10 protein-coding genes and 1 riboswitch are annotated in these 14,933 nt (G+C 42.3%); all 10 genes read right to left on the bottom strand.

Translation table 11 applies throughout. From position 1 onward, the window contains the following. Positions 1–129: 129 nt before the first annotated feature. The 10 genes from idi to IEX80_RS11500 all read right to left on the bottom strand — a co-directional run bounded on the left by idi (position 130) and on the right by IEX80_RS11500 (position 14,432). On the bottom strand, positions 130–672 hold the full coding sequence (idi, locus tag IEX80_RS11545) for an isopentenyl-diphosphate Delta-isomerase (RefSeq protein ID WP_229701609.1): 543 nt from the start codon (positions 670–672) through the stop codon (positions 130–132). Positions 673–848: 176 nt separating this feature from the next. Further along, positions 849–2,285, bottom strand: coding sequence for a SusD/RagB family nutrient-binding outer membrane lipoprotein (locus IEX80_RS11540; RefSeq protein WP_188832981.1), 1,437 nt, complete (start codon positions 2,283–2,285; stop codon positions 849–851). 6 nt (positions 2,286–2,291) lie between these two features. Then, positions 2,292–5,474 carry a SusC/RagA family TonB-linked outer membrane protein gene (locus IEX80_RS11535; RefSeq protein ID WP_188832980.1) on the bottom strand — a complete coding sequence of 1,061 codons (3,183 nt, stop codon included), beginning with the start codon at positions 5,472–5,474 and terminating at the stop codon, positions 2,292–2,294. 335 nt (positions 5,475–5,809) lie between these two features. Continuing rightward, the gene (locus tag IEX80_RS11530; protein ID WP_188832979.1) at positions 5,810–6,379 is read right to left on the bottom strand and encodes a TlpA disulfide reductase family protein; all 570 of its coding nucleotides are present in this window, start codon (positions 6,377–6,379) and stop codon (positions 5,810–5,812) included. A gap of 121 nt (positions 6,380–6,500) precedes the next feature. Further along, a riboswitch (SAM riboswitch) is annotated at positions 6,501–6,614 on the bottom strand. A 303-nt stretch (positions 6,615–6,917) separates the two neighbouring features. Continuing rightward, positions 6,918–7,706, bottom strand: a complete 789-nt coding sequence (locus IEX80_RS11525) for an isocitrate lyase/PEP mutase family protein (protein WP_188832978.1) — start codon at positions 7,704–7,706, stop codon at positions 6,918–6,920. A 136-nt stretch (positions 7,707–7,842) separates the two neighbouring features. Then, complete coding sequence (locus tag IEX80_RS11520; protein WP_176623029.1) at positions 7,843–8,223, bottom strand: YybH family protein; 381 nt, start codon at positions 8,221–8,223, stop codon at positions 7,843–7,845. Between the two features lie 71 nt (positions 8,224–8,294). After that, on the bottom strand, positions 8,295–9,110 hold the full coding sequence (locus tag IEX80_RS11515) for a helix-turn-helix domain-containing protein (protein WP_176623027.1): 816 nt from the start codon (positions 9,108–9,110) through the stop codon (positions 8,295–8,297). Between the two features lie 186 nt (positions 9,111–9,296). Beyond that, a complete protein-coding gene (locus tag IEX80_RS11510) occupies positions 9,297–11,438 on the bottom strand; it encodes a glycoside hydrolase family 43 protein (protein WP_090531579.1) in 2,142 nt (713 codons plus the stop codon). Positions 11,439–11,475: 37 nt separating this feature from the next. Further along, complete coding sequence (locus IEX80_RS11505) at positions 11,476–13,458, bottom strand: alpha-L-arabinofuranosidase family protein (protein WP_229701608.1); 1,983 nt, start codon at positions 13,456–13,458, stop codon at positions 11,476–11,478. A gap of 14 nt (positions 13,459–13,472) precedes the next feature. Beyond that, the gene (locus IEX80_RS11500; protein ID WP_090531583.1) at positions 13,473–14,432 is read right to left on the bottom strand and encodes a family 43 glycosylhydrolase; all 960 of its coding nucleotides are present in this window, start codon (positions 14,430–14,432) and stop codon (positions 13,473–13,475) included. Between the last annotated feature and the right edge of the window lie 501 nt (positions 14,433–14,933).

Genomic DNA, 14,933 nt, shown 5'->3' with positions numbered 1-14,933 from the left:
AAGCTACCTAATTAATTGTAAAGTAAACAATAATATTACAAAAATGTAAAATACCCGTTACAATAAGGGAAGATTTGCTTATTCGGGCTACATAGCAAATTATCAGTCCGGCGTTATTTACGACGACGATCACAGCCCATCAGCGATCTGTAATTGCTGATAATGATTCATTACCTCGTCGAAGCATATGGCGAGCCACCTGGTATAATCGCCCGGGTTTTCTTTCAGGTCGACTGCCAGCCGGGCCATCGTTATGTATTTAAATGAGGAGACCTCGTCATGGTCAGGGATCGGCAAAGCATCAGTGATGCCAAAAAACACATGATCGTATTCATTTTCAACCAGGTCGTCCTGGATAGCTGCACAGTAAACAAAAGAAAATACAAAGTTAAGTTCGGCGGCCATTCCCATCTCCTCCTTTAGCCTGCGATGGGCTGCTGTAAATGTGAGTTCGCCGGGCCTTGGATGGCTGCAGCAGGTGTTTGTCCATTTACCACCCGAGTGGTATTTGCCTTCGGCGCGTTGCTGTAATAGCAGCTCTCCTTTTTTATTAAAAATAAAAACTGAAAAGGCACGGTGCAGGCTCCCCTGAAGATGCGCCTCCATTTTTTCCATAGTGCCAATTTCCTGATCATCGCGATCAACCAAAATCACGGTTTCTTCTATCTTCACTCGCTATAATTTGTTGTTACCTTCCTGATGAGAAACGCTGATCTCCGGAATTTCTTGTTTTTTTGTTAATCTTAAAAACAGGGCCAAAGCCATGTCGCAAATTTCAGCTTTATTTTCAATAAAAAAACGGATTTCCTTTTGGATAAACCCGTTTTATTTTACGAAGTGACACTTGTTTAGTTTACATCAAACCAAAGCTTGGTAGTAAGCGCATCAGCTCCCTGTGCTGCCACCGCCGATTGGTAATTAGTTTTGTTGAGCGATTGCTCTGTACCTGGATAAATAAACCTTACCGGTATTTTACCATTCAGTGTACCTGCAACGGCGGGTTGCAGTTGAGGATAATCAAGCCTGCGCCATTCGGTCCAGCCTTCCAATCCCTGGCCAAACAAGGCTAGCCATTTTTGCTCGCCAATTGATTTTTTATAATTAGAGGCATCATATTGCACTGCCGGTTGCGCCAAATAGGTAGTAATATCCGCCGAAGCAATACCGTATTGCGCCAATGCAGCGGTAACGGCCTGACCGTATAGCGAGGCAGCATCTTCGGTAGTAAAACCGCGAGCGGCAGCTTCAGCCCTATCAAACAAGCTTTCGGTATAGCTTAATATTACAGCAGGGGCATGTGGTGCACGAAAATAAGTGCCTGGTTTAGAAGTTTTGGTGAAGCCGTAATTGCTGGCATCGCCCACCAACAAACCGTTTGGCAAGCCAACATAAGTTTGAGGTGTGGGGTCCTGCGTTTTGGCTGCGTATATAGATAAGCGTGGGTCATTGAGTGCAAACAGCTTATCAACTATAGTTTTACTGATACGGTAATCGTCACGGGTATCAAACAGATTGCTTACCGGATTTTGGTTAGGCGAATCTAAATAAACCAACTGCGCGGTTTCGGCATTCGAACCGATGTATGAGCCGCCTTCGGCCTGGATATCTGCAAGCACCTGTTTAGCCTTGGCTGGTTCCCTATCGGCAATGCGCAGGGCGATGCGAAGCCTTAACGAGTTGGCAAACTTTTTCCAGGAAGCAATATTATTGCTGTAGATCACATCTCCTGCTATAGCTTTGCCTGATGGATCAAGCGCGGCTTGAGCCGTTTTCAAATCATCTAACAAAGCAAAATAAACATCCTTTTGTGTATCATAAGCCGGGGTAAGATATTGATCAATATTGGTGGCCTGTTTGTAAGGAACGTTACCGTATGCCTCGGTCAACAAACTAAATGTCCATGAACGTAACACCAATGCGACACCTTTATAGTTGGCATTACCCTGAGCATCGCCAATTTTAATGATCTCATTCAGATTTACAATGCTTTTTGAATAGCCCGTACTCCAGAGTTCTTCAAAGGCGGTACTGGCATAAATATACCGGTCCGGGTCACTATACTGAATTTTAGACCAGTATTGAACAAAAAGCAAGCTGGCGTCCATGTTATTGGCTACTCCCCAATAAGTATCAGAAGTGGCTTTAGTAGCTGCTGTCAACAAGTAATCTGGCTGCGCCGTTTGCGAGCCGTTAGGGTTTTGATTGATCCTGGCAAGTTCCTTTTTGCACGATGTTACCGATAATAAAACCGCGGCGGATAATATGCTGATATATTTAAGTTTCATGATGTTTTAGAATTTAAGGTTTACATTAAAACCGATGTTACGCACGGTAGGCAAGGTAAGGTCTTCAAGGCCCTGTCCGTTGCCGGCATTAAAGGCTGTTTCCGGATCAATGTTCGGCGCGTTTTTATGGATGATCCACAGATTACGGCCAACTACCGAAAATGTAGCTCCCTGGAAGCCTATTTTATTCACCCATTTAGCAGGTAAAGAATAGCCCAGCTTTACTTCGCGAAGCTTAATGTATGAGGCATCGTAAACAAATGCTTCATCAATATTGGTAAAGCCTTTGTAGTATGATTGCGCAGGGATGATAGTGGTGTTTGGTGAACCATCAGCCTTAACGCCTTTAAATATCATCCCATCATTATATACCGTCACCCCGACAGGAGCAGCGCCGGTTACCTGCACCGCTGGATTTGTTGTTTTATTATCCGGATAGTAATAGCTTAAACCACCGTTAGCAGCACCGCGCCCCGGTAAGGTAGAAGCCAGTACGCCGGTATAGGTACCAGTACGGTTGGTGTTTGAGTAGATAGATCCACCGAAACGCGCGTCAACCAGGAAACTCAGGTTAATGCCTTTGTAGGTGAAGCTGTTATTGATGCTTCCTAACCAATTTGGAGTGAATTTGCCAAGGTAACGTTTGGTTGTGTTGAATACAGGTGTACCGTTAGCATCGATAACGATTTGCCCGGAAGCGTTACGCGTATAAGCGGTACCATAAAGTGCGCCGTAAGGCTGGCCAAGTGCCGCTGTTACCTGTACAGTTCGGTCAGACCCAATTGGCAGACTTTGCAAACGGCCTTCGGCATCAAGCGAAGCAACCATGCTGCGGTTCAACGAATAGTTAGTAGTGATATCCCAGGTAAACTCCTTTGATTTAATTGGCGTTATCCCCAATTGTATCTCAAGACCTTTATTATTAAGGCGCCCCCCATTGATGATTTTTTGACCAAAACCCGTGGCCGAACTAACCTGAACCGCAAGTATTTGATTGGTACTATTGGTATTGTATGCACTTACATCCAGATGTAACCTGTCCTGAAAAAAGCCTAATTCAAAGCCAGCCTCTGCCGATGTTGTACTTTCTGGTTTCAGTGTGTTATTGGCATCTGTAGCCGGTAAACTTTGCTGTGGATTAGCATTGAAAAGGATTGATGAGGCAAATACATTCCTTAACTGGTAAGGATCGGTAGCCTTACCCACTTTAGACCAGCCACCTCTTAATTTAGCATAGGTAAGCACATCGCTTTTAATGCCCAACGCTTCGGATAGTATTAAGCTTCCGTTTACTGAGGGATAAAAGTATGACATGTTATCAATTGGCAATGATGAAGACCAATCATTACGTGCCGTTACGTTAACGAAGGCATAATTCCTGAACCCAACCTGTGCCGATCCGAACACACTGTTAGTTTTAAGTTTAGAATAAAAGTTTGTTGAAACCAGTGGATCACGCGAATTACCCATGTTATATAGTCCCGGAATTGCAAGTTTAGGTGCTAACTGATCATTTTGTTCGAGTGTTTTTACCGAGATATTACCACCAACAAATGCATCAAGCGAAAAATCATTGTTTAGTTTTTTGGTATACTGCAACCTGCCTTCCGTATTATTTTCATTTACGCTGTAAGCATCTTCCTCATATGAGCCAAACGGTGTTCCATTAGTGCCATAAGCAACCTTGATTTTACGGCGGTCATTATAATAATCGGTACCGGTACGGAAGTTTGCCGATAGGCCATCGATGATCTTATAATTCAATTCAACGCTTCCGATCAGGTGATTTTTGTGCTGACCAACCGTGTTTTCATAAGCCAGCCAGTATGGGTTGCTATAGTAACTGTTATTCCAGTTAAAAGTGTTTCCATTGGCATCCTTGTAGTTTTTAAGCTTGTTGATATCAACCTGGCGCCCAAACCAGGTAAACTGCAGCATGGTACTGGTTGCGCGTTTTCCATAAGCGCCCGGCAGGTTATCAGCATCATCTTTAATATAATTAACAGTGGTATTTACTGTTAATTTAGGATTGAAACGGTAGCTTGAATTTAAAGCGAATGAGTTGCGCCCCTGCGATGTATTTGGGACAATGCCAGTTTGATGCAGGTTATTGTAAGATACCCGGAAATCACTCTTTTCGTTACTGCCCGCAAACGCAATACCATTATTAAGCGTCACGCCAGTCCTAAAAAAGTCTTTTACGTTATCGGGATGGGCGATAAATGGCACAGCCTGTCCATTGGAATAAAACTGCGGGATCAATGAGCCATCCAATGCAGGCCCCCAGCTTTCGTCAACACCATCGTTAACGCCACCGCCCTTACCGTCAACATAACTGAATTTACCATTTGAACCCTGGCCGTATTCATTTTGATATTTGGGTAATACCTGCACATTTGAAAAGCTGGTATTAGAGTTAATGGTAACCCCAAGCCCTTTTGCTCCTTTACCTGTTTTGGTACGAATAAGGATAACGCCTGCTGCCGCGCGTGAACCGTATAAGGCTGCAGCATTCGGGCCTTTTAACACGCTTAGCGACTCTATGTCTTCAGAATTGAGATCAGAGAGGGCATTAGCGAAATCCCTTGAACCACCAGATCCTAAAAACTGGGTATTATCAACAATAACCCCGTCAACTACAAACAAAGGCTGATTATCTTTAGTGATAGAAGTTTCACCACGGATAACGATACGTGATGAACCCATATCGCCCTGGCTGTTGGTAACCTGCACACCGGCAATTTTACCGGCCAGCGCGTTTACAAAGTTGGTTTCCTTTGCCTCAGAAATATCTTTCGATTTAAGCCCTTGTACCGCATATCCCAGCGATTTTTTATCCTTTGAGATATTGAGGGCCGTTATCACTACCTCATTCAGAGAATTTGGTGCTTCAACCAAAACCACGTTTAAGGTAGTTATTCCTTGCGTAATCGGGATCTCCTGGGTTGTAAAGCCAATGTAGCTAACCCTAAGCACATCATTAACATTGGCGTTGATGATAAACTTACCATCAACATTGGTTTGTGCGCCCGTGGTTTTACCTTTAACAGATACGCTGACACCCGGCAACGGCAACCCATCGGATTTGGCGGTTACCTCCCCGCTTATTTTAACGGATTGCCCCGCAACCGTCTGGACGAGAATAAAAGGCAATATAATTGCCAGTAATAGCTTGTAAATTTTTAACATGATAATTAATAATTGAGATTAATTTTTGATGCCTTTACCGGTACAAAAGACATGGCTATCGCCTTAGCGGGCATAATTTGCCCGGCTCATAAGCCTATCGTAACTGTAAAGAATTGATTAGGGGATGGTAATTATTAAGCTAAGACAAACTGCAGCAAGCCCGCATTTAAACACCATGCATGCTGTAAATGATTAACAGCAACAATGCATGCTTTGCATATTGAGACAGAAGGATTTGCAGATTGACTGGCTTTCCGAAACGAAAGTTTTCTTGTGTAAAAAAGTAGATTCTGTTTTCATAAAACGGGTATTAAATAAGTACTGATAGATTCTTTTTAATTGATGGACGCTGTTTTGTTGTTTACCAAAGCGTCCACAGCTTTTAACATGGACGCAAATTCCTGTTTATCGTACAAGCGGGTGAGGTAAACAATTTTCCCATCCCGATCGATAACCACATTGCGGGTAACACCGCTCTTTTTGCTGGCAAACCGGCCAAAAATCTCAGCACCAGGATCGAGTGCCAACGGATAGCTTATATTCATGACCTGGTGAAAACTTTTTACTTTGTTGAGCGGTTCATCGCGGTCAACGCCTATTAACACAAGGCCTTTATCTTTATAAGCCTGCCAGATCTCTTTTTCCAAATGCGGTATTTCTTCTCTGTATACGCTGCACCAGCTTGCGGTAAACTGCAGGATAACCACCTTACCATGCAACTTCGTTAAAGAAGTTTTTGTACCATTGGTCAATACGAGCTCAAAATCGGCAGGAGCAAGATCACCGGTTTTTATGATATAACCGCGGTCGTCAGCTGTCGGATCAATTGCCTTGGTGATCTGCGCAACAGCCGGCAATGTTGTTATGAAAAGCAAACAGGTAAAAAGTAATTGTTTAATGTTCATTGCTATACAGGTTAAACCGTAATATCATCCCGGTGATATTTTCAATATTTTAATTAGCAAGAAAAATGAAGAGGGAAAAGAAGTATACAACACCTTGCACTATACAAGGCCATAGCGTATTACATTATCTTTTCTACCCTATTTTGGGCAGACAGGAATTAGCACCTTTATAACAGTGGGCTTACAGGTTGCTAAGACATCACAGGGCCTTTCCCTCAGTCTTTCTTGATAATTAAAATATTCAAAGAACCGATTTGACGATGCAAATATATATAAATTCTACTAAAACCATAGACTTTATATAATTATTGCGATAAAATGAATTAACACTTTAAAATTCTGCAGGCTTATTTACAGAATTTGTTTACTGATTGGAGTAGCTGAAACTTTTTGAAGATAAATTCCATAACAACAAAAAGTCCCTAACGTTCGCTGCCGGGACTTTAACCTAAACTTATTTTGTAGATTATTAAACTATCTTATAATAAGGTGAAACAAGGCAATTAGGTTTTTAATTATTTAGCACTTTATTCGCCTGTTAACTGGCAGTCCCGTTAAAAAGGGCTGCAAAGCTATTTTCGGCTGTTATTTTTTCGATCAAATTTTCCAGTGACCGGTAGATGTTCATATTCAAAAATGGGCCTGCGCTAATCCTTTTAATGCCTGCATTTTGCAACGCTCTAAAATCCGGAAGGCCGGGCATACACATTACGCTAACCGGGAGGCGCGATAAGGCCGTTATTTTTTCAATATCTGCTATTTGGGTAATGCACGGAAAAAACAAACCATGCACACCCGCATCCTGGTAAAGTTTAGTACGGGTTAAAGCATCTTCCAGTGCGTTTGGTAAGCCAAGCAGAAAGGAATCGGTCCTTACATTTATAAATACCTCTACCCCTGTGGCGGTTAACAATGAAGTTATCTGTTTAAGTTTTGTGGCAAAGCCTTCGGCATCAACAATACTTCGCTGGCCATTCACCACTATCGAATCCTCTATATTGATACCTACAACACCAATATTATATAGTTTTGTGATGTTACTGCAGATAGCCTCCGGTGTTTCGCCATAACCACCTTCAAGGTCGACTGTTAGCATGGCTGATGTTGTTGCAGCTATGCGTTTAACAACAAAAAGGTAATCCTCAAAACTCATCTCTTCGCCATCTGCAAAGCCTAATGAGCTGGCAACAGCCACGCTTGATGTGCCGATTGCTTTAAAATTTAATTTATCATAAACCTGGGCGCTTTGTGCATTCCATACATTGCCAACTTGTAAAGGTTCGGTTTGATGATGCAGGGCTAAAAATTCATTGAATCTATTTTTCATGTTCTTGTTTTTATTTTATTCTCAAAATTAGGCTGGGCGCTTTTCTAAAAATTGTATAAAACGGAAGAGATTAGTGAAAGGTGAAACAAAAAATGGCCGGATAAATCCGGTCATTTTTTGTTTCAGATAGAGAAAATCAGGCTACGAGATTAGCCTCAGCTCCGAATGCATGATCGATGACAATTTTCCAGCTGCCGTCGGGTTGTTGTTTCATTAACTCTATCCCTTTTGCGGCAATCTGTGTTTTGCCATTGTCGGTGACGCTCCACTCCGACCGGCCTACCGCTACATCGCCCGATTGCAGACAGTAAACGGTTTTGATTTCCATTACTCCCGGAACCGCACAGATGCTTTTAACGGCCTGTTCAAATTGAGCCTTGCCTGATACTTCTTTTCCCGGCTCGGGAAAAATAATACCGTTGGCATCATACACATTCATAACTACATTTACATCTTTGGTGTTAAAAGCGGCTGCAAGTACCGCGTGCACCTCCTGTGGTGTTTTTGCTGATTTCATTTTGTTGTTTTTTTTATATCAGCAAAACTATGTGGCTCGAATAGCCCAAAATTGTATAAAACGGAAGAGTATTAACTGCCCGCTAACGCCTGGTTTATAGGCGACGCCTGAGCAGCAAATGAGTTAGGTGTAAAACCTGTAAAAAGCTTAAATTCCTTTATAAAATGTGCCTGGTCAAAATAACCGGCGCTGTAGGCTACATTCGTTAGCTTTTCTTCATTAGCGCTAACCAGGTTAAGGCTATGCTGAAAGCGGTTTATTTTGTAAAATAATTTTGGCGGTAAACCTGTATACTGCGAAAAAAGGGTATTAAGGTGCCGTGAGGAAATGTTATAACGGCTGGAAATAGACAGGATATTATCGTTGCTGTAATTCTTTTTAAGACTACTGACAATATCCCCGATAAATTTGATCTTCGAATGCTTTTTTTCGGTTGCCGATAAACGGCTCCGCAAATAATCTTCAATCATGGCCACCTTCGCATTCAGGTCGGCGGTCTCCAATAATTTTAAATAAAGCGTTCTTAATTTAGGTCCGAATACGTGCGTGGCATCAACAATTTCGTTGTTAAATTCTGATACATTTTCATCAAAAAAGTAAGCAGCCGAATGCGGGTAAAAACGGAAGCCGAGCATAATATTGCGCCCTACAGATTGAATGGGCAAAGGTTTAGTGATCTGGCCCCAAAGTTCAACTGGAGGAGTGGTAAAAAATGTATCACCTTTCTTTGATTTCCAATTTCCGGCACCGAGGTTAAAGATTACCTCCATGGTACCGCTCGGGAACACAATATCATCGTAGCTTCTGTCCGAATCAGATTCATACAGATAGAAGCACTTGATGTAAGGCTGCAGCCTTGGCTCCGGAAGCATCTCTTTGAAAACCATGATTACAAATATAGGATACAACGAAGTCGTCAAATTGTAAAAAACGGAACATATTTTTAGTAGCTTAAAGCGGAAGGCACAAAGCTTAAAGCTAATACGTGTTTAATTTTATATAAAACAAAAGCTGCCATGTGAACCTTCAATACGTTCACATAGCAGCTATACCATTATTTATATAAACCGAGGTTACTTTTTAACCTGTACAGGTTTTATACCTTCATGTGTAGGGGGTACCTGTTTGATCAATCCATTGCCATCAAATTCCATTTTATCAATACATACCTCACGGTTGTATCCTGCGGCATCGCCCATGGTAATGCCTTTGGGGTAGTTGAACCGGTGATAAACAATATACCATTCATCGGTACCCGGGATCTGGATCACTGAGTTATGGCCGGTACCGTAAATACCTTTTGCTGCATCTTTGGCGATAACTGTATTTTGCTCCGGAACCTCTATTGGCCCAAGTGGAGATTTAGAAGTACCATAATGCACACTATAATTAGGGCTCCGGGTATCATTTTCAGACCACATGAAGTAATAAGTTCCATTGCGGTAAAACACGTATGTACCTTCGTTATAATGCGAGTAAGGAGTAAGGATTTTGGTAGTACCCGGTTTTAATGAAATCATATCATCGTTTAACTCGGCCACTGCCATATAGCCATTGCCCCAGTACAAATAGTTTTTACCTGTTTGCGGATCGGCAAAAACATCGGCGTCAATCTGCTGTCCGCCTTTAACACCTTCAGGCAATTGTGCCACTAAAGGTTTACCCGAATCTGTAAATGGCCCAGCCGGGTCATTTGCCGTTGCCACCCCTATTTTTTGAGCGGCGGCAAAATAGTAGAAATATTTATACTCGTTGCCAATCTTTTTTTCGATGATACAAGGAGCCCAGGCATTCTTTTTTGCCCAGCTCACATCCTGCGGCAAATCAAGAATTTTACCCTCATCTTTCCAGTTCACCATATCATCTGAAGAAAAAGCCTTAAAATACTTGCCCGACCAACCATCAAAGCCGTCGCTGGTAGGATAAATATAGAATTTGCCTGTTTTTTCGGCGTACAGGATCTCCGGATCGGCATAGTATCCTGCAATAGCCGGGTTATGGGTTTCCTGGGCAGTAACCTCAAAAACCTGCGCTTTTTTACCTGCTATAGTTACAGAATATTTAACCGGGCCTTTGGTAAAATCCTGTGGTTTTGCCGGGCTGATAGTAACACCTGGAAACAAGGTAAAATGAGGATCAAATGATTTTAAATCAGTACCCGGCATTACAGGCAGGTGAGCTTTATGGTTCGCCGTATCTAAAACAATATTGATGGTTTTAATCTGCTTGTTAAGTGGCGAAAGTATGACATCTTCAGCCGTCTCCCATTTGGCAGTTAATGCCGCCGCTTCCTTTGAAGTTATAGGCATCACCGTACCATGGCGCGGATGGAAATTCATGGACACCTCGTCGTCAATCAGTTTAAAGTTTTCAAGATCGGTTGTCCTGGTAAATTGGTATTTACCTTGTGTATATAGGTCATACATCAAAATATAACCGCTGCCATCGTTTAATTTAAAAGTACCCGCCCCTTCTACCGGGTCTTTGGTTTGCTGTACGTATTTATCACGCAATACATAGCCAGAAGTTAGCTTATTCGATACGGCTATTTTTATACCTGCACCTGATCCCTCTGTTTTGAAAAACAGGTAGTATTTATTGTTTTTATAAACAATATCCCCGTCTATACAGGCACCGCCATCCGGCTTAAAGAAAAGCTGTTTAGGCTCGGTTGTAAGGCCTGTAAAATCTTTATTGGCATAAGCATAATAGATCTTGTCTGCCTCTTCGCCAAAACGCATCGACCAGTAGATCATATACTGTTTCTTCTGCGGATCATAAATGGTTTGCGGTGCCCATACCCTGTTCACACCCGCAAATTTTTCATAAAGTTTGGTGATATCAATTGTTTTCGAACTCCAGTGTACCAAGTCGGTTGATTTGAGCAATACCATAGAATAATCCGGTCCCCAGCCATATTTTTCGGTGTTCATGTCTGTGGCAACCATATAAAAAGTTTTACCGTCGGCAGCACGCATGATGTGCGGATCGCGAACACCGCCGGTAGCGCTGATATCGGCCGAATTCAAAACCGGGCGATTGTTATTCAGCGCACGGAAATGATAACCATCGTTACTCAAAGCAAAACGAATTTCTTCGCCACCTTTGCTCCCTGTGAAATAAGTAAACAGGTAGGCGCTGAATTTTTGCTGCGACTGTGCCATGACCGCCGTGTAAAAGCTGACCAAAACGCCCAGTAAAACTATTTTTTTCATGTATAATTGGTTTGTTTTTTTCGAATATTCAGGATAATTATTTGTGCTTTTCTATCTCTCTGCCGCTAATTCTGACAACCGTCAATGAATAGGCAGGTACGGTGAAAGCCCACTTCTTTTGCAATTTTATTACTGATGATTGTGGGACGATGGCTTGCGAATTATCGGCAGAATTCTTCACGTCCGGATTGCCTGTAATAACAGTGACTGTTGCCGATTTGGGTAGCTGACCAATTTTTGACAGATCTGCCTCTCCCGAAACAGGAGCATTACCGGCATTGGCAATTTTCAGGATCAGATCCCCAGTCACAGAGTCGCACACGGTTGAAACGCCTGCCGTGGTGTCAAGAGCCGCTTTTTCGCCTTTCAATTTTATTACATCCGGTAAATACTCATTACCCGAATTGGCAGCAAACTGCTGCTGAACATAATAGTTTACCGTTGGGAAAACCTTGCTACCATTAAAATATATCAAATTGGGGTTCCATGAAGTATGGCCTATCCGGGCAATAAGCGGTGCATATGACGCCATTCTAACCACGTCTCCGTTACGTTCTAAACTGGTCATGTAAACCGCTTCTGATAAGGCATTAAACAAGGTATTGCCCCAGGAAGCATATTCTCCTATATAAACTTTTGACCTGAGCCTGTTGTATGCATCATAACGCTGGGTATTTTTTAAAAACCATTGCGGCTTTTCATAATAATGCTCATCAACAATACCAACCGAAAGCTGATCGGCCAACTTCCAGCCTTTATCAAAATCTTCGCCCTTCGGACTTGGCCCAACCGTACCGATGATTTTAATTTCGGGATGGGCTTTGTGCACTGCATCATAGATCATCCTGAAACGCTCTTCAAATACGCCGGTGATCTTATCTTCATTACCTATACCAAGGTATTCCAGGTTAAAAGGTGCCGGATGACCCGCCGCGGCACGTTTTGCGCCCCAGGTAGATGTAACGGGCCCGTTGGCATATTCTACCAGATCGAGTACATCCTGTACATAAGCTTTCATTTCTTCCATCGGGATACCTTTTTGCCCGGTAGAACCTATCCTCCACGTACCGCCAGAGTTTTGACAGCTCACTCCTGCTGCAAGTACAGGAACGGGCTTTGCCCCTATATCCTCACAAAATTGAAAATATTCAAAATAACCCAAACCTGCCGTCTGGTGATAGTTCCAGATATTTCGTTGTTCAACCCTTTGCTCAACCGGGCCGATGGTATTTTTCCAGCGATAAATATTGGCAATGCCATCACCATGGGTAAGGCAGCCACCGGGAAAACGCATAAACTTTGGTTTTATATCGGCAATAACCTGCGCCAGGTCTGCCCGTAATCCATTTTTATGATTCTTAAAAGTTTCCTCCGGGAACAATGATACCATATCTATCCCGATCTTTCCTTTCGCTTTAATCAATAATACCAGTTTGGCACTATCATTATCAAAATTCACATGAATTTGTTCCGCATATTTTTTCCAGCCTTTATCAGATGTCGTAAATGAAGAAGAGCCTAATTCTTTACCCTTGCGGTCAACCAGAGCAACCTTTACGGGTAAAGACTGATCTGAAATCACATTTAAAAAAACCGAAAAATCGTAGTTTTTACCCTCTTTTACAGGGATCCCATCAAACCCTGAATTTTCGAGCCCCACTCCTTTTTGCCCTTCATCCTGAATATCAAGTAAAATGTAGTGCGGGTTATTGGGATGTACCGGGGCAGCCGTTTCTACAGAAATGGTACCATAACCAAACCCATCTGTTTGGTATTTCCAGGCGGTCATCGAATTCCAGTCGCGGTTATCGGCCGGGTTATATTCAAATGAGCGGTTCTGGATAAGTTCGGCATAAAGGCCTCCATCGGCGGCATAACTTAAATCTTCAAAAAAGATCCCGAAAAGATCAGGACTGATCTTCTTAGGTTTTGTGACATCGGCTTTTTGTTGCGCCAAAGCGCCAAACCAGCTAAATGCCGGTATTAATAACAGCGCGGCACGGCCTATTTTTTTCATCATAACAGGTTATAAGGTTAATTGAACTTTTGTACTCCTTTGGTGCTTACCTTTTTGATATTACCATCCGCATCAAAATTTAAACTATCCAAACACAGCTGCCTCAACACAAATGATTCCTTTTGCGGAAAAATGCGGTGATATAAAATATAGCGCTGTCCTTTTTCAACAAAGGTGGCATGGTGGCCTGGGCCAATCACGGTACTATCGGCAGATGTGTTCAATATAACCCTGTGCTCATCCTCAAGGAAAGGGCCCAGCGGACTGGTCCCTTTGGCGTAACCCACCTGGTAAGTAGCATCAATGGCCTTACCCTCCGAAAACATGAGGTAATAAGTTTGATTACGTTTAATCATATGCGCACCTTCAAAAAAATGAGGCGTGGTGATATCTTTTGGCATTCCATCAAACGAAACCATATCGCCCTTTAGCTTTACAGCCATACAATGCCCGTTGATCCATTTATACCCAGATCCCCAATACAAATAAGCGCTGCCGTCGGTATCAATAAAGCAATCCGGGTCGATATTATGCACCTGCGGGTAATCTGTAGATTTTACCATAGGCGTATTGTCGCTCTTTAAATTTTTCCATGGACCAAGCGGTGTATCGCTTACACCTCCCCAAACTTCACCGCCCACGGCTACATACATGTAAAATTTGCTATCCTTTCCTTTTACTACAGATGGCGCCCAAACCATTTCATTGAGCGAGGCTGGAGTGGTGCATATTTGTTTGGTTGGCCAGTTGATATGATGGCGCGTGAATTTTATAAAGTCGGCAGTTTCCAGCACGGCCAGTTCTTTATCGCCCCAGGGATCTATTGTGGTATAAATGAAATAGCGGCCTTTATCTTTCACAATAGTAGGATCGGCGAAGTATCCCCTGGTTATTGGATTTGGGATCATTTGTTTTTGCGCGCGTGAAGCTGTGCCAATCAAAACAAGTGTAAACAAGAAAAGTATGCGCCTGGTCATAATAAAGGTAAAAACAATTCAATATTAAGTGTTATTTTAACAATTAACTAATTTAATACGATTTTATCTTAATTATTTTTCTGATTTCGTCACTCGCAGACTCAAGTTAGCTTACAAATTAATAGTCAAATGGCTATAGCTAATTGAGTAACCAGCGTAAGTTGAACCCCTCTGGGGTTCGGATAAGAGGTTGAAAATTGTCTACTACAACCCTTTTCCCCTTCTGGGGGATTTTTATAAACTGATAAACGATACTAATTGAAATGTACTTAAGGACAGGTGCACCAGAGGGGGATTTTTATAATTTGACAAATGATATTAATTGAGATGTTCTTAAGGACAAGTGCACCAGAGGTGCAAAAGGTTTGTAGCATAAAAAATTATAGAAATATCCTTTGCCCCAGAGGGGCAAAACAACACGCATTGCAGATTAAACAACAATGCATCTTTAAGGGAAAATTTAAACCTACGAGAGCCGTTGAAAGAATTCAAACTACTTTG

The organism is Mucilaginibacter rubeus, assembly GCF_014643835.1.
GTDB lineage: Bacteria > Bacteroidota > Bacteroidia > Sphingobacteriales > Sphingobacteriaceae > Mucilaginibacter > Mucilaginibacter rubeus.
Note: the sequence above shows the minus strand (reverse complement) of the source record. Positions and strands in the feature narration are given on the sequence as shown.